The sequence below is a fragment of the Caballeronia ptereochthonis genome (assembly GCF_001545075.1).
In the GTDB taxonomy this organism is placed as follows: Bacteria; Pseudomonadota; Gammaproteobacteria; order Burkholderiales; family Burkholderiaceae; genus Caballeronia; species Caballeronia ptereochthonis.
The window spans coordinates 1-23,707 of record NZ_FCOB02000008.1 but is presented as its reverse complement, the minus strand read 5'-3'; the positions used below and the strand labels follow the sequence as shown (position 1 = coordinate 23,707).

Genomic DNA, 23,707 nt, shown 5'->3' with positions numbered 1-23,707 from the left:
TCAGAACGCGATGCCGAGCGTCAGATACGGCTTGATGCTCTTGTTCTTCAGCCCATAGGCCACGTCCACGTTGACCGGCCCGACCGGGCTGCGCCAGCGCGCGCCGACGCCCACGCCCGGCTGGAACACGCGCTCGCTCCAGGTGTCGGTCGCGGTGCCGATGTCGAAGAACACCGCGCCGCCCCAGTCGTGCGTGAACCAGTGCTGATATTCACTGCTTCCCGTCACCATGTACTTGGTTGGCAGGATCGAGCCGGCGACATTGTTGCCGATGCTCAGATAGCTATAACCGCGCACCGAGTTCGCGCCGCCCGCGCGGAACAGCAGCGACGCCGGCACGCCGCTGGACGGCCCGCTCGTGAATACGCCGCCGAACTCCGCGCGGAACACGAGCAGGTCGTTCTTGCCGAGCGGCACATATTGCAGCGCGTTGGTATAGAGGCGCGCGAACGTTTGGTCGGTTATCGCGCCTTTCACCGCAAATCCCGCCTCCGCGCGGACGATGTTGCCGCGGCGCGGAAACAGCGGATCGTCGACGTCGCGCCGCACCCAGCTCCATGCGGGCACGAGCGCGCGCGCCGTCGACGGGTTCGGCTCGTTCTGCGTCAGGCGGTCGTCGTAGAAGGTGAGCGAGTACGTCGTGTCGATGTTCTGCCGCGAACGCGAGCGCTGCACGCCGAGGCGCGCGCTGTAGATCTTCGTGCTCGATACGTCGGTGATCGTGTACGAGCCGAACACGGCGTTCACCCAGCCGTGGGAATCGGGCGGCATCGCCAGCTGCACGCGGCCGTACTGCTGCGTCTGGTCCAGCCGGCCGGAAATGGTGAACGGATACGCGGCGCCGAACGTGTTGAGATAGCTGTATGCGCCCTGAATGTGAAAACCGGTGTCGGTCGCGTAGCCGACGCCATAGCGGATGCTGTGGAACGGGTACTCGCTCACCTTCAGATGCAGCGGGGTCTCGACCGGCTTGTTCACGTCGTTGTCGACGTCGATCGCGACGCTCGCGTAGTACGGCGTGTTCTGGACCTGACGCTGCAGCTCGTTGATGCGCGCGACGTCATACACCTCGCCGGGCCGGATCGGATTCACGTGATCGACGATCCACGCCGGATAGCGCTTCGTGCCGCTCACGTCGAGCTTGCCGAGCGTGAAGGTCGGCCCGCTGTCGAACGTCACCGAGAGATCGGCGAGATGCGCGCGCGGATTGATGCGCGCCTGCGAGCGCACGATCTTCGCGCCGAGATAGCGCTTCGACTGCAGCGCCCTCAGCGCCGCGTTCTTCGCGCCGCTCCAGGCGCCCTGCGTGAACGGATCGCCTTCATTGATCGAAAACGCGAAACGCGCCGCGTTCTCCTGCGCGCGGTCCTCGGTCGTCACCGCGCCCGTGAAATGCAACTGCACCGAGGCGACCCGGGTGCGCGGGCCGGGATCGACGCTCACCTTGACGCGGCGCTTGTCGTCGACGGTCGTCACGTCCGTGCGCACGACCGGCGAGAAATAGCCTTCGGTGGCGGCGAGATCGCGCACGTCCTTGGGCGTCGCGGTGACGAGGAACTGGAACTGGTCGTCGCTCACGTCGTCGCGCTTGGCGAAACGGGCGATGTCGAGGTTGTCCTTGAGCAGCTTCTTCACGCTGCGCGGCGCATCGATGTCGACGTCGTACTTCGCGAGCGCGGGCGCGGCAAAGCCCAACGCGATGAACGCGGCAAGCACGGCCGGCATGCGCCTCAGGCAAAGCGGCTTCACGCGCAGCGCGCGCAGCGGATCTAACGAACGCCCCGCCAAACGTGACCTCCGGCATCGGGATGACTGGAATTGAAAGCTTATGCGTGCAGCCGTCGCGCCGTCGGGCGCGGTGCGGGCTCAGATGCAGGCAGCGCAGGCGCTATTTCACCACACTGATGCGGGCCGACATCGCAAAAACGGCCCGCGCCTCAGGGAACGCGGTCCCGGCTCGCGCCGGAAGTGCGCCTTTGGACGGCTCGCCGGGCGCGCGGTTCCGCGAAAGATGCACGCGCGTGCGCCTTCCGGCCAGTGAAACACCCGCGCGCCGATATGCGTGGGTGCCGCACGCTTGCGGTAAAATTGCGGCGCACAGGCGAAGGCGGCCCCCGCCCTCGCCGCCGCGGGATGCGGCAGCCGGGCGGCCAGGCCGCCCGGCGCGCGACTCGCGCCCCACGCGCCATCGAACACGCATCGACTCAACGGAAGCCGGATCATGTATCAGTCGGATATCACCCAGTTCATCAATCAGTTGAAAGAGCAAAAGCCGTCGCTGGAAGAAGAACAGCGCCGCGGCCGCGCGCTTCTGTGGGACAAGCAGCCGATCGACCTCGACGAGCGCAGCGAGCAGCAGCAAGCGCGCGTGAACCAGACGCCCTACGTCTACTACCAGAACTTCTGAACGTGAGCGCAGCCGGCCGCGAGCCGCATTCGTCCCACGAATCCAAGCGGGACGAAGCTCGGGAAGACGGGGCAGTGGCGCTCGCCACGCCCGCGACGGATTCGACGCCCGACACCATCGACGGCGTCGCGTTCGCGCATCTGTACGGCGAGCCGCTCTGGAAGCTCCCCACCGACCTCTACATCCCGCCCGATGCGCTCGAAATCTTTCTCGAGGCGTTCGAAGGCCCGCTCGACCTGCTGCTGTACCTCATCCGCAAGCAGAATTTCAACGTGCTCGACATCCCGATGGCGGATGTCACCGCGCAATACCTGGGCTACGTCGACCAGATCCGCGAATCGAATCTGGAGCTCGCCTCGGAATATCTGCTGATGGCGGCCATGCTGATCGAGATCAAGTCGCGCATGCTCCTGCCGGTCAAGAAGGCCGACACCGGCGAGGAAGCCGAGGACCCGCGCGCGGAACTCGTGCGGCGCCTGCTCGAATACGAGCAGATGAAGCTCGCCGCGCAGAAGATCGACCAGTTGCCGCAGCTCGGCCGCGACTTCCTGCGCGCGGACATCTATATCGAACAGGCTGCCGAGCAGCGCTTCCCCGACGTCGACATGAACGACCTGCGCGCCGCGTGGGCCGACGTCATCAAGCGCGCGAAGCTCGTCCAGCATCACAAGATCTCGCGCGAGGAGCTCTCGGTGCGCGAGCACATGAGCGTGATCCTGCGGCGCCTGCAGACGGCGCGCTTCATGGAGTTCACGGAGCTTTTCGACACCTCGCGCGGCGTGCCGGTGGTGGTGGTGAATTTCATCGCGATGCTCGAGCTGTCGCGCGAAGCGCTGATCGAGATCACGCAGGCCGAGCCATACGCGCCGATCTACGTCAGACTGGCGTACTCGCCCGCCTAGAATTCGCTTTTTCTTTCCTTAAGCCCGGTGCGACGCCGATCCAGGCCGCCCGCCAGGAGACACCCGCTCGATGAAAGTCATCAGCTCCATCCATGAACTGCGCGACCAGTTGCGCGGCCAGAACCGAACCGCCTTCGTCCCGACGATGGGCAATCTCCACGAGGGCCATCTCTCGCTGATGCGCCTCGCGCGCCAGCACGGCGATCCGGTGGTCGCGAGCATCTTCGTGAACCGGCTGCAGTTCGGCCCGAACGAAGACTTCGACAAATACCCGCGCACGCTCCAGGACGACATCGAAAAGCTGCAGAAAGAGAACGTCTACGTGCTCTTCGCACCGACCGAGAGGGACATGTATCCGGAGCCGCAGGAGTATCGCGTGCATCCGCCGCACAATCTCGGCGACATCCTCGAGGGCGAATTCCGCCCCGGCTTCTTCACGGGTGTGTGCACGGTCGTGATGAAGCTGATGTCGTGCGTGCAGCCGCGCGTCGCGGTGTTCGGCAAGAAGGACTATCAGCAGCTGATGATCGTGCGGGCGATGTGCCACCAATTCGCGCTGCCGACGGAAATCGTCGCGGCGGAAACCGTGCGCGACGAAAGCGGCCTCGCGCTCAGTTCGCGCAACCGTTTCCTGTCGGACGTGGAGCGCGCCGAGGCGCCGCAGCTCGCGGCGCAGCTTCAGCGCGTGCGCGAGGCGGTGCTGTCGGGCAATCGCGATATCGCCGCTCTCGAGCGCGACGCGATGAACGCACTGGCCGAGCGCGGCTGGAAGCCCGATTACATCAGCGTGCGCAAGCGCTCGAACCTGCTGCCGCCGGGCGAAGCGGATGCGGATGCGCCGCTCGTCGTGCTCGCGGCGGCCAAGCTCGGCACGACGCGCCTCATCGACAATCTGGAAATCTGAAGCCATTCGAAGCAAGAGGAAGGAAGCATCATGCAACGCACCATGCTCAAATCGAAGATTCACCGCGCGACGGTCACGCATTGCGAGCTTCACTACGAAGGCTCGTGCGCGATCGACGAGGACCTGCTCGAAGCCGCGAACCTGATGGAAAACGAGCAGATCGACATCTGGAACGTGAACAACGGCGAGCGCCTGACCACGTACGCGATCAAGGGCGAGCGCGGCAGCGGCATGATCTCGCTGAACGGCTCGGCCGCCCGCCGCGCGCAACTGGGCGATCTCGTGATCATCGCGGCGTTCGCGCAGGTGGACGAGAACGAGATCAAGGCGGGCTGGAAGCCGGATCTCGTATTCGTCGACGAGAAGAACCGCATCAAGGGCAGCCGCGACCACGTGCCGACGCAGAACTGGACCTGAACGTCCGCTGCCGGATGAAGCGCCGCTCCCCGGAGCGGCTTTTTTCATATCAAAACGTCATTTCCTCGATACCCACTCGAGGATCGGCTCCCACTGCTCCAGATCCTTCTCGACGCGGCTCTTCGCCACGTCCCAGATCGTGAGACCGTGCGCGGCGAGCTGCACGTAGTTCTGCGTGTCGCGCAGGAAGCCGAGCACCGGCAGATCGAGCCCTTCGACGAAGCGATGCAGCTGATCCGCCGAACGCGTGCGCGCGTCCACCCGCATGCCGATCACGCCGACTTCGATCGCGCCTTTTCTCACCGCCTTTTCCTTCGCGAGCTTCGCGAGGAAGTCCTGCGTCGCGAGGATGTCGAACATCGACGGCTGAAGCGGCACGATCACCTTGTCCGCCAGTTCCAGCGCGAGCGCGAGCCGGTTACCGTGGACGCCGGCGGGCGTATCGACGACGGCTTTTTCCAGACCTTTGGGCGGCTTCGCGGGGGAATCGACATCGATGCTCCACTCCTCGATCTTCGGCAGCGTGTCGGCCCGCAGCGTGAGCCACGCGTGCGACGAGCGCTGCTTGTCGAGATCGGCGAGCGCAACCCATTCGCCCTGCGCCGCGAAATACCCTGCCAGATTGGTTGCGAGCGTGCTCTTGCCCACGCCGCCTTTCGGATTTGCCACCACGATCACGGTCATGAAAGGTCCCGGAGAAAGTTCGGCGCGCACGCCGGGCCTTGGCCTGCGGCGCGCGCTTTGGTTCGTTATTGGATGAATCCCTGCCGATGCCTGATTCGAGCGTTGATATTATCGGCAAAAGTGGCGCATCCGGCACGCTGGCCGAACGGCCGTGCCGCATTGGCCGCCGCTGCCGCCTTTCGTCATTCTTTCGACTTCCATCCGACACACACCACGCCCATGACCGTACTCCGCCCCGATGTCACGCTCGATTTCCTGCGCAACCGCCAGAAAGGCCGCCTGCCCGACCTGCTCGGCGTGCAGCTCGTTTCGCTCGATCAGAACCAGTTGACCGGCGAACTCGTCATCCGCCCGGAACTGCTCGCGCCGAACGGCTTTCTGCATGCGGCGACGGTGGTCGGCCTCGCCGATACGTGCTGCGGCTATGCGTGCATCGCGCATCTGCCGGAGAAGGCGCAGAACTTCACGACGCTCGAACTGAAGAGCAACCACGTTTCGACGGCGCGCGAAGGGAAGATCGTCGCGAAGGCCACGGCCGTGCATCTCGGGCGCAGCACGCAGGTGTGGGACGCGACCGTGACGAGCGGCGACGGCAAGCTCATCGCGATGTTCCGTTGCACGCAGATGATCCTCTATTGACCGAACGCCGCCTGCAAGGCCGCGAGATCGAGCGATTGCGCAAACGAATCGGCCAGACGGTCGAGCGACGCCTCGCGCAGCGCCGGATAATCGAGCGGCTCGGCGTCCTTCACGCCCGCCCACGCGAGCAGCGCCGCACAGGCTTCGGGCGTGTCGAACACGCCGTGCAGATAGGTCGCCGCGATCTGGCCGTCCTCGGACACGGCGCCGTCGAGTCGCCCCGAATCCAGCGCGACGAGGGGCCGCGCGAGCGCCGCGCCGTGCGTGCGGCCCATGTGGATTTCGTAGCCGCGCACGGGCGCTTCCGCGGCGCCAATGGTCAACCGACCGGCGACGTTCTCCAGTTGCTTCTGCGGCGTCAGCACGGTGAAAAGCTCGAGCAGCCCGAGCCCGCTCACACGGCCCGCCGCGCCTTCGACCCCATCCGGATCGTCGATCTCCCGCCCGAGCATCTGCATGCCGCCGCAGATGCCGAGCACCTTGCCGCCGTAACGCAGATGCCGGTCGATCGCGCGGTCCCAGCCGTTTTCGCGCAGCCAGGCGAGATCGCGCTGCACGCTTTTCGAGCCGGGCAGCACGATCAGGTCGGCGGGCGGCGGCGCGACGCCCGCGCGCACGTATTCGAAATCGACCTGACGATGAGCCCGCAGCGCATCGAAATCCGTGTGATTGCTGATGCGCGGCAGCGCGGGCACGATCACCTTCAGCGCCGGCATCGCGCCGCGCGCGTGCGGCTGACTCGGCAGCATGTCCTCGGCGTCGAGCGTGAGGCCGTGCAGATACGGCAGCACGCCGAGCACCGGCTTGCCGGTCTGCGCTTGCAGCCAGTCGAGCCCGGGCTTCAACAGGCCGATGTCGCCCCGAAACCGGTTGACGACGAAGCCGCGAATGCGCGCGCGCTCGCTCTCCGACAAGCATGCGAGCGTGCCGACGAAATGCGCGAACACGCCGCCGCGATCGATATCGGCGACGAGCGCGACCGGGCAATCGACGCGCTCCGCGAATCCCATGTTGGCGATATCGCCCTCGCGCAGGTTGATCTCGGCGGGACTGCCCGCGCCTTCGACGATCACCGCGTCGAACTCGTTCCGCAAGCGCGCGTAGGACGCGAGCACCGCATCGAGCGCGATGCGCTTGTAATCGTGATACGCGCGCGCATCGAGATTCGCGTGCGCGTGACCGTGGATGATGACCTGCGCGCCGCGATCGCTCGTCGGCTTGAGCAGCACCGGATTGAAGTCGATGCGCGCAGGCACGCCCGCCGCGACCGCCTGCAGCGCCTGCGCACGGCCGATCTCGCCGCCGTCGACGGTCACCGCGCTGTTCAGCGCCATATTCTGCGGCTTGAACGGCGCGACGCGCACGCCCGCGCGCCGCGCGAGACGGCACAGGCCGGCGACGAGCGTGCTCTTGCCGGCGTCGGAGGTCGTGCCCTGGATCATCAGCGTGCCGCGTGGCGTGAATGGCATGGGGAGATTCCCTCGAAGCGGAACTCGCCATCTTAGCCCGCCGGTACAATATTGCGATGACTTCGACCGACCCATCGCGCGACATCACCTTCGTTCTCGGCGGCGCACGCTCGGGCAAGAGCGCGCATGCCGAACGTCTTGCCGCGGACAGCGGGTTGCCCGTCACGTATATCGCGACCGCGCGCATCGGCGATGGCGAATTCGCGGAGCGCGTAAGACTTCATCGCGAACGCAGGCCCGCGCACTGGTCGCTCGTCGAAGCGCCGCTCGATCTCGCGGGTGCGCTGCGCGAGGCGGATCGCGCGGGGCATTGCGTGCTGATCGACTGCCTGACGCTGTGGCTCGCGAATCTCTTGTTCTCGTCCGCTTCCGCCGATCAGGACATCGCCGTGTTGCCCGAGTCCACGCGCGAAGCCTTCGTGCAGTTCGATTCGGCGCTCGCCGACACGCGCGGCAAGATCGTCGTGGTCAGCAATGAGATCGGCCTGGGCGTCGTGCCGCTCGGCTCGGTCACGCGTCTCTACGTCGACGAGCTCGGCCGCCTGAACCAGCGCGTCGCCGCCGCGAGCACGCGCGCGACGCTGATGGTCGCGGGCCTGCCGCTCGCGCTCAAGGGCTGAACCCGCGATGCTGCTCCTCTCCGCCTACGTGATGGCCCTGCTCGCGGTGCTCGGCGTGATCGTCGATCGCCTGTTCGGCGAGCCGCGCGCGCGGCATCCGCTCGTCGGCTTCGGCAACCTCGCGACGAAGCTCGAAGCGCGCATGAACACGGGCTTTCGCGCGCGGCCCGCGGGCATCCTCGCGTGGTTCATGCTGGTCGCGCCGCCGGTGGGCATCGCGTGGATCCTCGTCAGCGTCCTGCCGTTTTCCTACGCGTGTCTCGTGCACGTGCTGCTGCTCTGGTTCGCGCTCGGCGCGAAGAGCCTGCGCGAGCATATCGCGCCGATCGCGCGCGCCTTGAGCTTCGGCGATATCGACAGCGCGCGCACGCTGACGTCGCGCATCGTCTCGCGCGATACCTCGCAGGCGGATGAAAACGCCCTCTCGCGCGCGGCGGTCGAATCGGCGCTGGAAAACGGCAACGATGCGATCTTCGGCGCGCTCTTCTGGTTCGCCGTCGCGGGCGGCCCCGGCGCGCTCATGTTCCGCCTCGCCAACACGCTCGACGCGATGTGGGGCTATCGCACGCCGCGCTATCTGCGCTTCGGCTGGGCGGCGGCGCGCTTCGACGACGTGCTCAACTTCATCCCCGCGCGGCTCACGGCGGCGACCTACGCGCTCGCGGGCGACACGCACATGGCCTGGCACTGCTGGCGCACTCAGGCGCGCTCGTGGGACAGCCCGAACGCCGGCCCGGTGATGGCCGCGGGCGCGGGCAGCCTGAATGTGCTGATCGGCGGCACGGCGGTCTATCACGGCAAGCTGGAAGCGCGGCCGACGCTCGGCGCGGGCCACAGCGCGAACCCGAAGCATGTGGTCGCGGCGTTGCGTCTCGTCGAGCGCGCGACGCTCATGTGGCTCGTGGTGCTGCTGATCCTCGCCGTGCTGAGCGCGACCACGAGTGGCTGACATGACACATCCCATCCGTCACGGCGGCAATCTGCGCGAAGCCGCGCGCCGCCATGCGATTCCTTTCGACGACTGGCTCGACCTTTCGACGGGCATCAATCCGCGCGGCTATCCCGTGCCGCCCGTGCCGCCCGATGCATGGCGCAGGCTGCCGGAAGAGGACGACGGCCTCGCCGATTCCGCCGCGCGCCATTACGGCGCGCCGCTCGCCCTGCCGGTGGCGGGATCGCAGGCGGCGATCCGCGCGCTGCCCGCGCTGTTGCCGCGCGGCACGGCGGGCATCGCGCCGCTGACCTACGGCGAATATGCGCCCGTGTTCACGCGCGCGGGACATGCCATCGCGATGCTCGACGTCGGCGCGCACGACTTGCCGGGCACGTTCGATCACGTGATCGTCGCCAATCCGAACAACCCGACCGCCGAGCGCCTCTCGCGCGACACGCTGTTGCGCTGGCACGAGCACCTCGCGTCGCGCGGCGGCACGCTGATCGTCGATGAAGCCTTCGCCGATGTCGATCCGGCATCGTCGCTGGCCGGTGAGACCGCGCGCGAAGGACTCGTCGTGCTGCGCTCGGTCGGCAAGTTCTTCGGCCTCGCGGGCATACGCGCGGGCTTCGTGCTCGCGGCGCCTTCGATCACGGATGCGTTGCGCGATGCGCTCGGCGCATGGACAGTGAGCGGCCCGGCCCGCCATGCAGTCGAGGCCGCCTTCGCCGATGTCGAGTGGCAGCGCGAAACGCGCGAACGCCTGCAACACGATGGCGCGCGCCTCGCCGCGTTGATCGCGAGCCACGGCTTCGACGTGCGCGCAACGCCCCTCTTCGCGTGGACGCCGACGCCGGGAGCGCCGGAACTTCAACAGGCGCTCGCCCTGCGCGGCATCTGGACGCGCCTGTTCGATCCGCCCGGCATGACGCCGAGCCTGCGGATCGGATTGCCGGGCGCGGAAGGCGACTGGGCGCGCCTGACGCTCGCGTTGAAGGAGATCCGCGCGTGAGGCTGCGGCGCGCGCTTGCCTTGTTGGCCGGCTTCGTCATTGCACAAGCGCACGCCGCCATCACCGTCATCGACGACAGCGGCGCATCCGTCACGCTCGGCCAACCCGCCGGACGCGTCGTCAGCCTCGCGCCGCACGTCACCGAATTGCTGTTCGCGGCGGGCGGCGGCGCGCGCATCGTCGGCGCGGTGACGTACAGCGATTATCCGCAGGAAGCGCGGGCGATTCCCCGCGTGGGCGACAACAAGGCCCTCGATCTGGAGCGCATCGTCGCGTTGCATCCGGATCTGATCGTCGTGTGGCGGCATGGAAACGCGGCGCGTCAGATGGATCGGCTGATGGCGCTCGGCATCCCGATCTACTTCAGCGAGCCGAAGCATCTCGACGATATCGCGACGAGCATCGACAAGCTCGGCACGCTGCTCGGCACGCAGGCAAGCGCGCGCGCCGCATCCGATGCGTTCACGCGCGACATCGCACGGCTGCGTGCGCGCTATGCGCGGCGGCCGCCCGTGAGCGTGTTCTATCAGGTCTGGGACGATCCGCTGATGACGCTCAACCGCGAGAACGTCTTCGACGAAGTGATCGGGCTGTGCGGCGGCATCAACGTGTTCGCGGCGGAAAAACCGCGCGTGCCGACGATCTCGACCGAGGCCGTGCTCGCGGCCAACCCCGAAGCGATCGTCACCGCGACGCCGGGCGCGACGAAACCCGACCGCCCCTTGCCCGCGCTCGACCGATGGAGGCGCTGGAGTTCGCTTACCGCCGTCGCGCGCGGCAATCTCTTCGGCATTGACGGCGACCTCATCAACCGGCCGACGCCTCGGCTCGCGCTGGGCGCGGCCGAGCTTTGCCGGGACCTGGAGGCGGCGCGCGAACGGCGTCCGAAGTAATCACGCGTTCCAGCGCACGAGAAGCCATTGCCCGCGCACCCGTCTGAACCATGCGAGCGCGCCGAAATCGAGCGGCCATTGCAGCGCGTTCTCGCGCGAGACGCCGAGCAGATGCGCAGCGAGCACGCGCACGACGCCCGCATGCGCGATCACATGCACGGCTCCGTCGCGATCCGCGCACGTCTCCCGAAACCATGCCAGCACGCGGTCCGCGAACTGCGCGAGACTCTCGCCGCCATGCGGACGCGCATGCTCGATATCGGCGGCCCATGCATCGACGAGGGCGTGATCGATCGCGTCCCACTTGCGGCCTTCCCATGCGCCGAAGTGCATCTCGGAGAGGCGCGCGTCGACATGCGTGCCGGTGGCAAGCGCGTGCGCGAGCGACGCGCAGCGCCGAAGCGGACTCGTGTGCCAGCCATCGATGCATGCAGGCACGCTCAGCGCGTTCATGCGCGTCGTCAACGTGCTCGCGAGTTCGCGCACGTCGCGCCGCAAGGGCACATCCGTTTGCCCGTAACAAACGCCTGCTTCGACGGCGACTTCCGGATGCCGGATCAGTACGAGATCCATGCGAGGCCGATGAGATAGATCGCGATTTCGAACACCTGCTGCGCGAAGCCGAGGCAGTCGCCCGTATAGCCGCCGATGCGCCGCACGAAATAGCGGCCGATGACGAAGCGCAGCACGATCAGCGCAAGGATCGTGAAGCATGCGAGCCGCCAGCCGATCGCAAGGAGCCACGGCAAGCCGAACACGAGCGCCGCCGCGAACGCAGCGAAACTCATCCGCTGCGCAACGGGCTTCGCCTTGCCTTCGGCGCGCACGTAATCGAGCGTGACGAGATAGCTGATCGCGAACGCGCGGCTTGCGGCGTGCGCGGCGACCATGATCCACGCGGCGCGTGGCGGCGGCAGCGCGGCGAGCGCCTGCCACTTGAGCGCCAGTGCGATCACGAGCGCGATCGCGCCGAACGCTCCGATGCGCGAGTCGTGCATGATGCGCAGCGCATCCTCGCGCGTGTACGCGCCGCCGAACGCATCGACGCAATCGGCCAGGCCGTCTTCGTGGAACGCGCCGGTCAGCACGAGCGTCGCGGCCATCGAGAGCAGCACCGCGACACCCGGCGGAAACACGCGCAACGCCGCGAGATAAACGAGCGCCGCGACGCCGCCGACCATCGCGCCGACGAGCGGAAAGTAGCGCGCCGCCGCGTTCAGATATTCGCGCTCGAAGCCGACCCAGCGCGGCACCGGCACGCGTGTGAAGTAGCCGAGCGCCGTGAAGAAATAGCGCAGTTCGTCGAGCGGACGATTCATCTCATTCGGCTTTGCTGGATACCCCGGCGGACTCGAAGCTCGCCATCTCGTCGACGAAGGCGACGGCCGCGCGCAGGATCGGCAGCGCAAGCGCCGCGCCCGTGCCTTCGCCCAGCCGCAAGTCGAGTTGCAGGAGCGGCGCGGCATCGAAATGCGCGAGCATGCGGCGATGCCCCGTCTCGTTCGATGCATGCGCGAACACGCAGTATTCGCGCACCTCGGGCGCGATCCTCGCGGCGACGAGCAGCGCCGAGGTTGCGATGAAGCCGTCGACGAGAATCGTCATGCCTTCGCACGCGGCGGCGAGATACGCGCCCGTCATCATCGCGATCTCGAAGCCGCCGAAGGTCGCGAGCGTGTCGATCGCATCGCCTGCTTCCGGATGAAACGCGAGCGCGCGGCCAAGCACCTCGCGCTTGCGCGCGAGACCCTTGTCGTCGAGCCCCGTGCCGCGTCCGACGCATTCCTCGATCGGCAAGCCGCACAGCCGGCTCATCAGACACGCCGCCGCCGATGTATTCGCGATGCCCATCTCGCCGAAGCCGATCACGTTCGTGCCGAGCGACGCGTGACGCCGCACCCGCGCGGCGCCCCGCGCGATGCCTTCGAGCGCGGTCTCGCGCGACATCGCGGGCTCCTGCGCGAAGTTGCGGGTGCCGAGTCCGAGCGACAGGCGCTCATAGCCGCGATCGATGGGAATCGGCGTCGCGACGCCCGCATCGACGACTTCGAGCGTCATGCCGACCGAGCGCGAGAGCGCGTTGATCGCGGCGCCGCCTGCCAGGAAATTCGCGACCATCTGCGCGGTCACTTCCTGCGGATACGAGCTCACGCCCTCTTTCGCGATGCCGTGATCGGCGGCGAACACGATCATCGCGGGACGCTCGATGCGCGGCTTCGTCGTGCGTTGAATCAGGCCCATTTGCAGCGCGAGCGCTTCGAGACGCCCGAGGCTGCCGGGCGGCTTCGTCTTCGTGTCGATGACGTGGCGCAGTTCGGCTTCGAGCGCAAGGTCGAGCGCGCGGGGCGTCGGGATGTCGTTGAGCGTGGACATCGGAATTCCTTCAGGGACGGTGAATGGAAGGCACGAGCGCTTCGTGCTCGCCGTCGCGGATCAGCGCGAGCGGATAGCCGAATGCCGCGCTCGCGCGTTCGGGCGTGAGGACATCGGCAACGAGGCCCGCGCAAGCACTGCCTTTGCCGTCGAGCAAGAGCGCGTGCGTCGCGAAATGGCGCGCGAGATTCAGATCGTGGCACGAGAAGATTACGGTGTGCTTGTGCTCCTGCGCCGCGTGTCGCAGTGCGTGCAGGCAGTCGATCTGGTGATGCAGGTCCAGATGCGCGAGCGGTTCGTCGAGCAACAGCAGCGGCGCGTTCTGACACAGCGTGGCGGCCAGCGCGACGCGCTGGCGTTCGCCGCCGGAGAGCGTCAGCACATCGCGCGAGGCGAACGACGCGAGGCCGAGCGCATCGAGCGCGGCGCGGGCGGCCGTGCGATCGTCGTCGCTTTCCCAGCCCCAACCGGTGAGATACGGAAAGCGGTTGAGCAGCACGGTATCGAGCACGGTCGCGCTGAAGGCGTCGTGCGTGGCCTGCGGCATCAACGCACGTGCGCGCGCGAGGTCCCCCGCGCGCCATGAGGCGAGCGCGCGGCCGTCGAGCGACACGCCGCCCGATGCCGGACGCGAGAGACCCGCGAGCACGTTGATGAGCGTCGTCTTGCCCGCGCCGTTCGGCCCGGCGATGCACCACACTTCGCCCGATGCGATCGTCTGCGTGAGACCGTCGATGAGCGTGCGCGCGCCCGCGCGCAGGACGATGCCGTCGAGATGCAGGCTCATCGCGGTCTCCGCAGCAGCATCCACAGAAACATCGGCACGCCGATGAGCGCGGTGACGACGCCCACCGGCAACTGCGCCGGCGCGATCACCGTGCGCGCGGCGAGGTCGGCGGCCATCACGGCGAGGCCGCCCGCGAGCGCGGCGGCGGGCGCGAGCATGCGCTGGTCGTTGCCGAACGCGAGCCGCAGCAGATGCGGCACGACGAGCCCGACGAAGCCGATGGTTCCCGCGGTCGTCACCGCGGCCGCCGCCGCGAGCGACGCGACGAGATACACGCGCAGGCGCAATCGCGCGACGGGCACGCCGAGCGCATGCGCGGTGGCGTCGCCGCGCAGGAGCACATTCAGTTGCGGCGCGACGGGCACGATCAGCACGAGCGCGATGACGAGCGCGATCAGCGCGGGCCACGGCGCCGCCGCGCCGTTGAGATCGCCGGTGAGCCAGAAGATCATGCCGCGCAGCCGGTTCTCGGGCGCGATGCTCAGAATCAGCGTGATCAAGGCGCCCCATCCCGAAGCGATGACGACGCCCGTCAGCAGAAGTCTCGGCGAAGCATCCTGGCCGCTGCGCCAGAGATCGCGGCGCGCGAGACCGAGCACGATGACGATCGACGCGAACGCACCGACGCACGCGGCGAGATCGATGCCCCACCACGGCGACGATGCCAGCATCGCGGCAAGCGCGAAGGTCGCCGCGCCGCCGGACACGCCGAGCACATACGGCTCGGCGAGCGGATTGCGCAACAGCACCTGCAACAGCGCGCCCGCCAGCGCGAGCAATGCGCCCGACGCGAAGCCCGCGAGCGCGCGCGGCAAACGCAGCGTGAGCACGATTTCGTCGGCGATGTCGGGCGCTTGGGCGTGCACGTGAAAGAGCGCCCCGATGGCACGCGATACGGGCAACGCGACGCTGCCCATCGCGAGCGACGCGACGAGCACGAGCAACGCGGCCACGCCGAGCACGGCCCAGATCGCGGTCGCGCGCGCTGCGTTCATCGCGCGCGGACGTTCAAGCGCGTGGCTCACGACGGATGCCAGCCGAGCGTGATGTAAGCGCCGCGCCGTGGCGTGTTGTACGAGTACGCAAGTTCATAGTCCTTGTCGAACAGGTTGTCGATGCGCGCGGTGACGTACCACGACTTCGAGATGTCGTAGCGCGCCGACAGATTCACGATGCCATAGCCCGCGAGCGTGGAATCGTAGTCGCTGCGCTGCCCGCTCACAATCCATTCGCCGCCGACGCGCCAGCGCCCGATCGTCCGATGCGCCGTGAACGTCGCGAAGCGTCGCGCGCGGCGCGTCAGATCCTCGTGATTCGTCTCGTCGACGGGATTCTGGAACGTCACGCCCGCGCGCACGTCGGTCGCGCCCACATGCCCCGCCCACGATCCCTCGACGCCCTGCACTTTCGCCCGCCCGACGTTCTGCGCGACATAGTAGAAGCCGCCGTCGGACACGTAGTCGATCAGATTCGAGTAGCGCGTCTGAAACAGCGTGACGCGCATCACGCCGAGCGCGTTCGATGCGTACTGCAGCGCCGCCTCGACCGAATGGCTGCGCTCCGGCTGGATCGACGGATTGCCGCTGAACGGATAGTAGAGGTCGTCGAAGCTCGGCGCGCGGAACGATGCCGCATAGCTCGCGCTCGCCTTCCAGTGCGCATCGAAGTGGTACGCATAGCCCAGATAGTAGCTGTTCGCGCCGCCGAAATCGGAATACTGGTCGTGACGCAGATTCGCCTGCAATTCGTTCGGCCCGATGCGCCCCACATACCCCGCGAACACCGAGTTCACGTGACGATCGGGCGCGCTGAGCTGATCGGAGTCGAGCGTCTCGTCGAGATGCTCGTAGCCGAAGAGGAGCTTGTGCGCGTCCGTGATCCTGATGTCGTTCTGCCACGTGTATTGACGATTCTCCGAGTTGAAGCGGCTCGTATAGACGCCGTTCTGCTCGATATTCGCGCGGTCCTGTCCCTGCGCGATCGTGAAGTGCGTGGTCCAGTTGTCGGTGAGCCTGCCGTTCGCGAACACGGACGCCGAGCGCACGCGGTCGTGCGATTCATTGAGATCGGTCGGCAGGCCGTAGGCATCGTCGAAGCTGTTCACGCCGTTCGATTGCAGAAAGCGCACGCCCACGTCCCAGCTGTCGCTGAACTTGTGGCGCAGCGTGGCCGCGACGCTCTCGTTCAGATAGCCGTTCGCGTTCGGGTTCGCGTCGGGCGCTTTCGCGGGATCGATCGACGAGAAGCCGTCGGTCTTTTCGCGCGACACGTTCAGGCTGAAGGTGGTGCGGCCGTCCTTGTCGAGCGCGCCGTTCACGCCCGCCGACTGACGCTGCGTGTGATAGCTGCCGTATTCGGCCTCGAAGCTGAAGCGCGGCGGATGCGGCTCGCCCTCCTTCGTGAAGATCTGCACGACGCCGCCGATCGCGTTCGAGCCGTACAGCGCGGACACGTTCCCGTTCACGACCTCGACGCGCCCGATCTGATCGAGCATCAGCTGCGAGAGCTGCGCCGCGCCGAGCGACGCCGATTCGACGCGCACGCCGTCGATCAGCACGAGCGATTGCGACGACGCGGCGCCGCGTATGAAGAGCCCCGAGTTCGAGCCCGGGCCGCCGTTGCGCGTGACCTGCACGCCCGGCGCGAGCGCGATGAGGCCGAGCGCATCGTCGGCGTTGGAGTCGGCGATGTCCTGTTCGTCGAAGAGCGAGCTCTGCGGAATGGCGTCGGCGAGCGGCTGCGGCGCGCGCGTCGACGTGACGACGACGGGCGCAAGCGTTTGCGAGACGTCATCCGCGGCCTGTGCGGCATGTGCGGCGCTTGCGAGCGGCAAGCCGAGAACGGCGGCAGCGAGCGCGCCGTGAGGAGAAAGGCCGTCCTTGAACGCGGCCAGTGGCGATAGCATGTGAAGGGTCCGTTTCGCGTGAGCGCGGCCCCGCTCCCCGCGAGGTCGATGCGCGACCAACGCGCCGTGCGTCATGCGGCAGGCGCGTCGAACTCCGGCCGGTATCCGGGCTGGCGACGGATCGTCCCGCCTTCCCGCGCATCGTGCGCAGTGGCTTCGACACGTTTCTTGCAGTGGTTTCGCGTGATGAAAATCGACGCGCCCGCCATGCAAAAACGCGCAAGGGACGACTTGCAACTTACGTTGCGGTCGCTTACCGTTGCGGGGGCAGCACAGGTTGGCTCGTCCCGGTCGGACTTCGGGGACTTCGCTCCCTGTTTCCCGTTTGACTGCATCCGCGAGATCCGCGAATGCGAGCACCAAAAGTGCGGCAAGTGTAGGAGCGCGTGTCAGGGCCGTCAAGAAACGGCACCGCCCGGGCACGAATGGCATCGAGCGCGGCGCATGACGAATCGAACGAGAATCGGCCGGGCCTGTCCTCACGAGCGATGACCAGCGCTCGCGTTTTCTGCACACGAATGCATGGCGACACGCGCTTGAATCGATGGTTTAAGCGCTAGATCGCGTGCTGTTACGTCTCGAAACGAGACAATTATCGGAAGCTCCGTTGAACCGCGCTAAAATGCGAGGTCTTTAGAGGACGCAGCACATGCTCAACGAACTCGAATCACTGTCAGGAAATATCGGCCGGCTGATCCAGATCAGCGAGCGCCACAATCAGGCGCGTGCCGCGCTGCAGGAACAACTCGAACTGCTGCGCGCCGACTACGCAAACGTGCAGGCCGAACTCGCCCAGGTGCGTGAAGAGCGCGATGCGCTGCAGTCCGAACGCGACTCGCTGTCCGCGAAGATCGACGATGCGCAAGTGCGCCTGAACGCGATCCTCGAAAAGCTGCCGCGCGCGAAGTCCGCGCATCATGCCGAGTCCGACAATCAACTCGATCTCCTCGAAGCCGATTCGCAAGAAGCGCATGAACATGCGCACGCTCATGCGGACGAGCAGGAAATGCACGGCGAGCATCATCAGGGAGAGAAGGCATGACGACCACGCAAATCGAAGTATCCATTCTCGGGCAGCCGTATCGCCTCGCCTGCTCGCCGGAAACGGAAGGCGCTCTGCGCGAAGCCGTGGCGCGCGTCGACGCCGAGATGAACAAGGTGCGCAACGCGAGCAGCGTGCGCGGCACGGATCGCATCGCGGTGATGGCGGCGCTTTCGCTGGCGTCGGAATTGCTTAGGCTGCAGGAAAGCGTGCGTCATGGGGAGGCCTTTCCCGCCGAGGAAATTCGCCGCACGATGCATTCGATGAACGAGCAATTGGGCGCCGTCATTGCGCAATATGAAGCGCAGTAATCGAGCGGCAACCCCGTGCAGACAGGCCTCGGGCGAATGCTAATCACGCGCCCGATGTCAATCGAAAAAAGAAACCGCGGCGGGGCTGCATTGGGCAAACGATTGGTGTAGAGTGACGTTTCCCTGCCTGGTACGCCAAGGTCATATATTCCTTGAACCAATGCTACATTGGCACGGTTGCGGAACCTTGCAGCACGGGCGCGCGCGTCGCTAGTCCGATGTACCCGAAGTGTTGCTTACCGCGACCAATCTTGAACCCAGGTTCAGGATGCCGGCCTAGCGGCTGTGGCGGGGACCTTATTTCAAACGGCATCGGTTTTCCGGTGCCGTTTTCATTTGCGTCGTCGATCCTGCATAGCGAACAATCATGCGCTACTGGCTGATGAAGTCCGAACCGGACGAAGCGAGCATCGATCATCTCGCGCACGCGCCAAAGAAGACATTGCCATGGACGGGCGTGCGCAACTATCAGGCGCGCAACTTCATGCGCGACCAGATGCAGATCGGCGACGGCGTGCTCTTCTATCATTCGAGCTGTCCCGAGCCTGGCATCGCGGGCATCGCGAAGGTGTGCTCGACGGCATATCCCGATCCCACGCAGTTCGATCCGAAGAGCGACTACTACGATGCGAAGTCCACGCAGGAAACACCGCGCTGGATGCTCGTCGACGTGAAGTTCGTGAAGAAGACGCCGCTCATTCCGCTCGCCACGCTGCGCGAGCATGCGGAGCTCGCGGACATGCAGGTGCTCGCGCGCGGCAATCGGCTGTCGATCACGCCGGTGACCGAAGCGCAGTGGCGATTTATTACCGAGCACCTTGTCTGACGAGGAACTTACGACACGAAGGCACCGCCTAAATGCGGTCGCGAATCACGCGATTGCACTATGCCAACAAGGCGTTCGGAGTCCTTCGATGATCAACAAGAAAACCGCCGCCGCGCTCGTCCTTCTCGCGATGTCCGGCGCTGCGCTCACCTTCTCTCAAGCGGCCGCCGCGCAAACGGTGATCACCCAGCCGCAGCCTTCGGGCGTGCTCTCGCTCTCGGCACAGGCGAACGCGCAAGTGCCGCAGGATGTCGTCAACATCACGCTCTTCTACGAGCAGGAAGCCGCCGATCCCTCGTCGCTCACCAACACGCTCAACCAGCGCGCCGAGGCCGCGTTGCGCGAAGCGAAAGGCGTCGAAGGCGTGACGGCCAAAAGCGGCTCGTTCACCGTCTATCCCTCCACCGACCGCGACGGCAAGATCTCCGCGTGGCGCGGACGCACGGAAGTCGTGCTCGAATCGCACGATTTCACGGCGGCGTCCAAGCTCGCGGGCCGCATGAGCTCGTCGATGCAGGTCGGCAGCGTCGCCTTCTCGCTCTCACCCGAAGCGCAGCGCGCCGCCGAGCAGAAGCTCGTCGCGCAGGCGATCGATTCGTTCCGCAAGCAGGCGCAGACCGCCGCGCAAGCGTTCGGCTACAACAGTTTCACGATTCGGGAAGTGAACGTCGGACGCGGCGGCATCCAGCCGCGCCCGGTCATGATGATGCAGTCGCGCGCGATGAGCGCCGATGCGAAGATGGCCGCGCCGATCGCGATGGAAGCCGGCACCACGACGGTGACCGTCGACGTCTCGGGTTCGGTGCAGATGGGACGCTGATCGAGGAACGCGGGGCACGCCGCCCCGCACCATTCAAGCCTTCGCGGATTCCGGCGGCAGGCGCAGGTTGCGCTTGTACGCCCACACCATCATCAGCACGCCGGCGATGATCATCGGCAGCGAGAGCCACTGGCCCATCGAGAGGCCGAACGTCAAGAGGCCGAGATAATCGTCCGGCTCGCGCGCGAATTCCACCGTGAAGCGCGCCAGTCCATAACCGATCAGAAACAGCGCGGAGATCGCGCCGACGGGCCGCTGCTTGTGCGAGAACGTCCAGATCACGATGAAGAGCACGAGCCCTTCCAGCGCGATCTCGTACAACTGCGACGGATGGCGCGGCAGCATGTGATAGCGCTGGAAGATTTCCGTGAGGTGATACTGCGCATCGAGTTGCGGATTCTTCGAGAGCCAGATCGCGTCGTCGTTCGACGAATTCTGGAAGAGCATGGCCCACGGCGCGTTCGGGTCCGTCACGCGTCCCCATAGCTCGCCGTTGATGAAATTGCCGAGACGCCCCGCCGCGAGGCCGAGCGGCACCATCGGCGCGACGAAATCGGTCACCTGAAGCCACGTGCGCTTGCGCTGATACGCGAACAGCACCATCGCGAGCGTCACGCCGAGAAAGCCGCCGTGAAACGACATGCCGCCTTCCCATACCTTGAAGATATCGAGCGGATGCGCCGCATAGTAGCTCGCCTTGTAGAAGATCACATAGCCCAGGCGGCCGCCGAGAATCGTGCCGAGCACGCCGTAGAACAGCATGTCGTCGATGTCCCTGGCGCTCCAGCCTTGCGCGGCCACGTAAGGCAGCCGCAGACGCAGCCGGCCGATGACGATGGCCGACACGAACGCCACCAGATACATGAGGCCGTACCAGCGCACGGCGAGCGGTCCGAGATGAATTGCGACGGGATCGAAATTGGGATGTATGAGCATTCTGATGTGGAAGAACTGAGCGACTTTCAAAGGCGAATCATACGGCACCGACCACGGCGGCCCGCGTTCGGACGATCTCGATGAATCCGGCGAGCACCGGACTCACTTCCGCCGCGCGCCACACGAGCCCGGTTTCGACGAGCGTCGCCGACTCGTCCAGCGGGCGCAGAGGACGATATACGACGCCCGTGCGCCGCAGATGACGCAGCGAACGCGGCACGAGCGCGACGCCCATGCCCGCGGACACGAGGCTCACGATGGTCTGCATCTGGATCGCTTCCTGCCCGACGCGCGGCGTCAGTCCCGCCGCGCCGTAGCAGCCCATAATGATGTCATACAAACCGGGCGCGAGCCGCCTTGGGAAGACGACGAGCGGCGCCGCGGCGAGATCGTGCAGATCGACGGGCGTCTCGGCCCATTCTTCCGCGCCCTGCCCCAGCTCCAGCGCCGCGTCCGCCGACATCGCGATGACGAGCGGCTCGCGCGCTACGGCCACATACGACAGCGAGCTCGCATAGCGCGGCGGCAGCGGCGGAATCACCAGGCCCGCGTCGATGCGCCCGGCGACGAGCTCCTCGATCTGCACGTCGCTGGTCGCCTCGGTCAGTTGCAGTCGCACGCCGGGGTGGCGCGCGCCGAAATCGCGCAGGAGCGCCGGCAGGAGGCCATAGTCGGCCGTGGAGACGAACGCGAGCGACAGCACGCCCGCCTCGCCGCGCGCGAGCGACTGCGCGAGCGGGCGCAGCGCGTCGGCGGAGGCGAGCAGGCGGCGCACCTCCGGCAGCAGGTCCTTGCCGACCGGCGTCAGCTCCACGGTGCGTTTCGTGCGCACGAACAGCGCGACGCCGAGCGCGTCTTCCAGCGCGCGGATCGCCTGCGAGAGCGGCGGCTGGGTCATCGCGAGACGCGCCGCGGCGCGGCCGAAGTGCATCTCTTCGGCGACCGTCACGAAGTAGCGCAGCAGACGCAATTCGATGGGCGGGTTTCGCGGCTCCATTGATATGTTTTGCGACCTAATAAGCCCTGAATAATATATTGGACAGGCGTATCGTGCGCGCTGCATGCTTGCTGCACTAGACGAAAAAATCCCCTCAAGGAGCACACCATGGCCTTCAATCGCCGCTCGAAAAACATCACCCAGGGCGTCGCGCGCTCGCCCAACCGCTCGATGTACTACGCCCTCGGCTACAAGGAGGAAGACTTCGACAAGCCGATGATCGGCGTGGCCAACGGACATTCCACCATCACGCCGTGCAACGCGGGCCTGCAGCGCCTGGCGGACGCCGCCGTCGAGTCGATCAGGAAGTCCGACGCGAATCCGCAGATCTTCGGCACGCCCACGATCTCCGACGGCATGTCGATGGGCACCGAAGGCATGAAGTACTCGCTCGTATCGCGCGAAGTGATCGCGGACTGCGTCGAGACGGCCGTGCAGGGCCAGTGGATGGACGGCGTCGTCGTGATCGGCGGCTGCGACAAGAACATGCCTGGCGGCATGATCGGCGTGGCGCGCATGAACGTGCCGGCGATCTACGTGTACGGCGGCACCATCCGCCCGGGCAACTGGAAGGGCCGTGATCTGACCATCGTGTCGTCGTTCGAGGCGGTCGGCGAGTTCACGGCGGGCCGCATGTCGGAGGAGGATTTCAAGGGCGTCGAGAAGAACGCGTGCCCGTCCACCGGCTCGTGCGGCGGGATGTACACGGCGAACACGATGAGCTCGTCGTTCGAGGCGCTTGGCATGTCGCTGATGTACTCGTCGACGATGGCGAATCCGGATCAGGAAAAGGTCGACTCCGCCGCCGAATCGGCGCGCGTGCTCGTCGAGGCGGTGAAGAAGGATCTGAAGCCGCGCGACATCATCACGAAGAAGTCGATCGAGAACGCGGTCGCGCTCATCATGGCGACGGGCGGCTCGACCAACGCGGTGCTGCACTATCTGGCGATCGCGCACGCGGCCGAAGTGGAATGGAGCATCGACGACTTCGAGCGCATGCGCAAGAAAGTGCCGGTCATCTGCGACCTGAAGCCGTCCGGCCAGTATGTCGCAACCGATCTGCACAAGGCGGGCGGCATTCCGCAAGTGCTGAAGATCCTGCTCGATGCGGGCCTTCTGCACGGCGACTGCATGACGATCACCGGCCGCACCATCGCGGAAGAACTGAAGGACGTGCCGAGCAAGCCGCGCGCCGATCAGAAGGTGATTTTCCCGATCGAGCAGGCGCTCTACAAGGAGGGCCACCTCGCGATCCTGCGCGGCAATCTCGCGGAAGACGGCGCGGTCGCGAAGATCACCGGCTTGAAGAATCCGGTCATCACCGGCCCCGCGCGCGTGTTCGACGACGAGCAAAGCGCGATGGACGCGATCCTCGGCGACAAAATCAAGGCCGGCGACATCCTCGTGCTGCGCTATCTGGGCCCGCAAGGCGGCCCCGGCATGCCGGAGATGCTCGCGCCGACGTCGGCGATCATCGGCAAGGGGCTGGGCGAATCGGTCGGCTTCATCACCGACGGGCGCTTTTCGGGCGGCACCTGGGGCATGGTGGTCGGTCACGTCGCGCCGGAGGCGTATGCGGGCGGCACGATCGCGCTCGTGCAGGAAGGCGATTCCATCACCATCGACGCCCACAAACTCTTGCTGCAACTGAACGTCGACGACGCGGAACTCGGGCGCCGCCGCGCCGCGTGGAAGAAGCCCGCGCCACGCTATACGCGCGGCGTGCTCGCGAAGTACGCGGCGCTCGCGCTGCCGGCCAATTGCGGCGCAGTGACGGGCTGAGCGCCAGGCGCTTCACGCTGCATCGAGCGGCGGGCGCGCGGCAGGTT

Annotated in this window: 25 protein-coding genes, 1 other RNA gene and 1 riboswitch; of the genes, 15 read left to right on the top strand and 11 right to left on the bottom strand. The window is 66.5% G+C overall.

Annotated elements, in window-relative coordinates; translation table 11 throughout:
* Positions 1–1,725, bottom strand: a complete 1,725-nt coding sequence (locus tag AWB83_RS10115; protein ID WP_244197658.1) for an autotransporter assembly complex protein TamA — start codon at positions 1,723–1,725, stop codon at positions 1–3.
* A gap of 493 nt (positions 1,726–2,218) precedes the next feature.
* On the opposite strand from AWB83_RS10115, the gene AWB83_RS10105 reads away from it, so the two are divergent.
* From AWB83_RS10105 to panD, 4 genes are all read left to right on the top strand, one after another.
* Positions 2,219–2,407, top strand: a complete 189-nt coding sequence (locus AWB83_RS10105) for a DUF3460 family protein (RefSeq protein ID WP_208636737.1) — start codon at positions 2,219–2,221, stop codon at positions 2,405–2,407.
* Between the two features lie 74 nt (positions 2,408–2,481).
* Positions 2,482–3,309, top strand: a complete 828-nt coding sequence (locus tag AWB83_RS10100) for a segregation and condensation protein A (RefSeq protein ID WP_087044831.1) — start codon at positions 2,482–2,484, stop codon at positions 3,307–3,309.
* A 70-nt stretch (positions 3,310–3,379) separates the two neighbouring features.
* Positions 3,380–4,213, top strand: coding sequence for a pantoate--beta-alanine ligase (panC, locus tag AWB83_RS10095; RefSeq protein WP_087044829.1), 834 nt, complete (start codon positions 3,380–3,382; stop codon positions 4,211–4,213).
* 30 nt (positions 4,214–4,243) lie between these two features.
* Positions 4,244–4,630: an aspartate 1-decarboxylase gene (gene panD / locus AWB83_RS10090; RefSeq protein ID WP_087044827.1), complete on the top strand. Its 387-nt coding sequence runs from the start codon at positions 4,244–4,246 to the stop codon at positions 4,628–4,630.
* 57 nt (positions 4,631–4,687) lie between these two features.
* Here the strand turns inward: panD and AWB83_RS10085 are convergent, their stop codons facing one another.
* On the bottom strand, positions 4,688–5,314 hold the full coding sequence (locus AWB83_RS10085) for a ParA family protein (RefSeq protein WP_087044825.1): 627 nt from the start codon (positions 5,312–5,314) through the stop codon (positions 4,688–4,690).
* A 219-nt stretch (positions 5,315–5,533) separates the two neighbouring features.
* Here AWB83_RS10085 and AWB83_RS10080 point away from each other — a divergent pair, with 219 nt between their 5' ends.
* Positions 5,534–5,953 (top strand): PaaI family thioesterase, encoded by a 420-nt coding sequence (locus AWB83_RS10080; protein WP_087045174.1) that lies wholly within the window; start codon positions 5,534–5,536, stop codon positions 5,951–5,953.
* On the opposite strand, the gene AWB83_RS10075 is transcribed toward AWB83_RS10080, so the two are convergent.
* A complete protein-coding gene (locus AWB83_RS10075) occupies positions 5,947–7,422 on the bottom strand; it encodes a cobyric acid synthase (RefSeq protein ID WP_087044824.1) in 1,476 nt (491 codons plus the stop codon). The two genes, AWB83_RS10080 and AWB83_RS10075, sit on opposite strands and share 7 nt — an antisense overlap.
* A gap of 56 nt (positions 7,423–7,478) precedes the next feature.
* Between AWB83_RS10075 and cobU the strand changes: the two genes are divergently transcribed.
* Genes cobU through AWB83_RS10055 form a run of 4 tightly spaced genes read left to right on the top strand, consistent with a single transcriptional unit; the run spans position 7,479 to position 10,881 of the window.
* Positions 7,479–8,042, top strand: coding sequence for a bifunctional adenosylcobinamide kinase/adenosylcobinamide-phosphate guanylyltransferase (gene cobU / locus AWB83_RS10070; RefSeq protein WP_167389094.1), 564 nt, complete (start codon positions 7,479–7,481; stop codon positions 8,040–8,042).
* 7 nt (positions 8,043–8,049) lie between these two features.
* Positions 8,050–8,991 (top strand): adenosylcobinamide-phosphate synthase CbiB, encoded by a 942-nt coding sequence (gene cbiB / locus AWB83_RS10065; RefSeq protein ID WP_087044820.1) that lies wholly within the window; start codon positions 8,050–8,052, stop codon positions 8,989–8,991.
* Positions 8,984–9,988, top strand: coding sequence for a threonine-phosphate decarboxylase CobD (cobD, locus tag AWB83_RS10060; protein WP_167389093.1), 1,005 nt, complete (start codon positions 8,984–8,986; stop codon positions 9,986–9,988). Before cbiB ends, cobD begins: the two co-directional genes overlap by 8 nt.
* Positions 9,985–10,881, top strand: a complete 897-nt coding sequence (locus AWB83_RS10055) for a cobalamin-binding protein (protein ID WP_087044816.1) — start codon at positions 9,985–9,987, stop codon at positions 10,879–10,881. The genes cobD and AWB83_RS10055 overlap by 4 nt, the downstream gene beginning before the upstream one ends.
* On the opposite strand, the gene cobC is transcribed toward AWB83_RS10055, so the two are convergent.
* The 6 genes from cobC to AWB83_RS10025 are packed head-to-tail and all read right to left on the bottom strand — an operon-like array spanning position 10,882 to position 16,946.
* Positions 10,882–11,454 carry an alpha-ribazole phosphatase gene (cobC, locus tag AWB83_RS10050; protein ID WP_087044814.1) on the bottom strand — a complete coding sequence of 191 codons (573 nt, stop codon included), beginning with the start codon at positions 11,452–11,454 and terminating at the stop codon, positions 10,882–10,884.
* Positions 11,439–12,200 (bottom strand): adenosylcobinamide-GDP ribazoletransferase, encoded by a 762-nt coding sequence (locus tag AWB83_RS10045; protein ID WP_087044812.1) that lies wholly within the window; start codon positions 12,198–12,200, stop codon positions 11,439–11,441. The genes cobC and AWB83_RS10045 overlap by 16 nt, the downstream gene beginning before the upstream one ends.
* Before the next feature lies 1 nt (position 12,201).
* Complete coding sequence (gene cobT / locus AWB83_RS10040) at positions 12,202–13,254, bottom strand: nicotinate-nucleotide--dimethylbenzimidazole phosphoribosyltransferase (protein ID WP_087044810.1); 1,053 nt, start codon at positions 13,252–13,254, stop codon at positions 12,202–12,204.
* A gap of 10 nt (positions 13,255–13,264) precedes the next feature.
* A complete protein-coding gene (locus AWB83_RS10035; protein WP_087045172.1) occupies positions 13,265–14,041 on the bottom strand; it encodes an ABC transporter ATP-binding protein in 777 nt (258 codons plus the stop codon).
* Entirely contained in the window at positions 14,038–15,036 is a 999-nt protein-coding gene (locus AWB83_RS10030; RefSeq protein ID WP_087045170.1) for a FecCD family ABC transporter permease, read from the bottom strand. The genes AWB83_RS10035 and AWB83_RS10030 overlap by 4 nt, the downstream gene beginning before the upstream one ends.
* A 26-nt stretch (positions 15,037–15,062) precedes the next feature.
* The gene (locus tag AWB83_RS10025) at positions 15,063–16,946 is read right to left on the bottom strand and encodes a TonB-dependent receptor domain-containing protein (RefSeq protein WP_087044808.1); all 1,884 of its coding nucleotides are present in this window, start codon (positions 16,944–16,946) and stop codon (positions 15,063–15,065) included.
* A 79-nt stretch (positions 16,947–17,025) separates the two neighbouring features.
* A riboswitch (cobalamin riboswitch) is annotated at positions 17,026–17,326 on the bottom strand.
* A 269-nt stretch (positions 17,327–17,595) separates the two neighbouring features.
* Here AWB83_RS10025 and AWB83_RS10020 point away from each other — a divergent pair.
* From AWB83_RS10020 to AWB83_RS10000, 5 genes are all read left to right on the top strand, one after another.
* Positions 17,596–17,988, top strand: a complete 393-nt coding sequence (locus tag AWB83_RS10020; protein WP_087044806.1) for an ATPase — start codon at positions 17,596–17,598, stop codon at positions 17,986–17,988.
* The gene (locus AWB83_RS10015) at positions 17,985–18,299 is read left to right on the top strand and encodes a cell division protein ZapA (protein WP_087044805.1); all 315 of its coding nucleotides are present in this window, start codon (positions 17,985–17,987) and stop codon (positions 18,297–18,299) included. Before AWB83_RS10020 ends, AWB83_RS10015 begins: the two co-directional genes overlap by 4 nt.
* Positions 18,300–18,416: 117 nt before the next feature.
* A non-coding RNA gene (gene ssrS / locus AWB83_RS10010) (6S RNA) lies at positions 18,417–18,598 on the top strand.
* A gap of 68 nt (positions 18,599–18,666) precedes the next feature.
* Positions 18,667–19,125 (top strand): EVE domain-containing protein, encoded by a 459-nt coding sequence (locus tag AWB83_RS10005; RefSeq protein ID WP_087044803.1) that lies wholly within the window; start codon positions 18,667–18,669, stop codon positions 19,123–19,125.
* A gap of 91 nt (positions 19,126–19,216) precedes the next feature.
* Positions 19,217–19,945, top strand: a complete 729-nt coding sequence (locus tag AWB83_RS10000; protein ID WP_374729100.1) for an SIMPL domain-containing protein — start codon at positions 19,217–19,219, stop codon at positions 19,943–19,945.
* A 33-nt stretch (positions 19,946–19,978) separates the two neighbouring features.
* Here the strand turns inward: AWB83_RS10000 and lgt are convergent, their stop codons facing one another.
* A complete protein-coding gene (gene lgt / locus AWB83_RS09995; protein ID WP_087044799.1) occupies positions 19,979–20,881 on the bottom strand; it encodes a prolipoprotein diacylglyceryl transferase in 903 nt (300 codons plus the stop codon).
* Positions 20,882–20,918: 37 nt separating this feature from the next.
* Complete coding sequence (locus tag AWB83_RS09990; protein WP_087044797.1) at positions 20,919–21,878, bottom strand: LysR family transcriptional regulator; 960 nt, start codon at positions 21,876–21,878, stop codon at positions 20,919–20,921.
* 108 nt (positions 21,879–21,986) lie between these two features.
* Here AWB83_RS09990 and ilvD point away from each other — a divergent pair, with 108 nt between their 5' ends.
* Positions 21,987–23,660 (top strand): dihydroxy-acid dehydratase, encoded by a 1,674-nt coding sequence (gene ilvD, locus AWB83_RS09985; RefSeq protein WP_087044795.1) that lies wholly within the window; start codon positions 21,987–21,989, stop codon positions 23,658–23,660.
* The last annotated feature ends 47 nt before the right edge of the window (positions 23,661–23,707 follow it).

Coding starts and splice junctions, on each gene's coding strand:
- AWB83_RS10115 (WP_244197658.1), bottom strand. CDS start 1,725: ATGCCGGCCGTGCTTGCCGCGTTCATCGCGTTGGGCTTTGCCGCGCCC.
- panC (WP_087044829.1), top strand. CDS start 3,380: ATGAAAGTCATCAGCTCCATCCATGAACTGCGCGACCAGTTGCGCGGC.
- panD (WP_087044827.1), top strand. CDS start 4,244: ATGCAACGCACCATGCTCAAATCGAAGATTCACCGCGCGACGGTCACG.
- AWB83_RS10085 (WP_087044825.1), bottom strand. CDS start 5,314: ATGACCGTGATCGTGGTGGCAAATCCGAAAGGCGGCGTGGGCAAGAGC.
- AWB83_RS10080 (WP_087045174.1), top strand. CDS start 5,534: ATGACCGTACTCCGCCCCGATGTCACGCTCGATTTCCTGCGCAACCGC.
- AWB83_RS10075 (WP_087044824.1), bottom strand. CDS start 7,422: ATGCCATTCACGCCACGCGGCACGCTGATGATCCAGGGCACGACCTCC.
- cobU (WP_167389094.1), top strand. CDS start 7,479: ATGACTTCGACCGACCCATCGCGCGACATCACCTTCGTTCTCGGCGGC.
- cbiB (WP_087044820.1), top strand. CDS start 8,050: ATGCTGCTCCTCTCCGCCTACGTGATGGCCCTGCTCGCGGTGCTCGGC.
- cobC (WP_087044814.1), bottom strand. CDS start 11,454: ATGGATCTCGTACTGATCCGGCATCCGGAAGTCGCCGTCGAAGCAGGC.
- AWB83_RS10045 (WP_087044812.1), bottom strand. CDS start 12,200: ATGAATCGTCCGCTCGACGAACTGCGCTATTTCTTCACGGCGCTCGGC.
- cobT (WP_087044810.1), bottom strand. CDS start 13,254: ATGTCCACGCTCAACGACATCCCGACGCCCCGCGCGCTCGACCTTGCG.
- AWB83_RS10035 (WP_087045172.1), bottom strand. CDS start 14,041: ATGAGCCTGCATCTCGACGGCATCGTCCTGCGCGCGGGCGCGCGCACG.
- AWB83_RS10030 (WP_087045170.1), bottom strand. CDS start 15,036: ATGAACGCAGCGCGCGCGACCGCGATCTGGGCCGTGCTCGGCGTGGCC.
- AWB83_RS10025 (WP_087044808.1), bottom strand. CDS start 16,946: ATGCTATCGCCACTGGCCGCGTTCAAGGACGGCCTTTCTCCTCACGGC.
- AWB83_RS10020 (WP_087044806.1), top strand. CDS start 17,596: ATGCTCAACGAACTCGAATCACTGTCAGGAAATATCGGCCGGCTGATC.
- AWB83_RS10015 (WP_087044805.1), top strand. CDS start 17,985: ATGACGACCACGCAAATCGAAGTATCCATTCTCGGGCAGCCGTATCGC.
- AWB83_RS10005 (WP_087044803.1), top strand. CDS start 18,667: ATGCGCTACTGGCTGATGAAGTCCGAACCGGACGAAGCGAGCATCGAT.
- lgt (WP_087044799.1), bottom strand. CDS start 20,881: ATGCTCATACATCCCAATTTCGATCCCGTCGCAATTCATCTCGGACCG.
- AWB83_RS09990 (WP_087044797.1), bottom strand. CDS start 21,878: ATGGAGCCGCGAAACCCGCCCATCGAATTGCGTCTGCTGCGCTACTTC.
- ilvD (WP_087044795.1), top strand. CDS start 21,987: ATGGCCTTCAATCGCCGCTCGAAAAACATCACCCAGGGCGTCGCGCGC.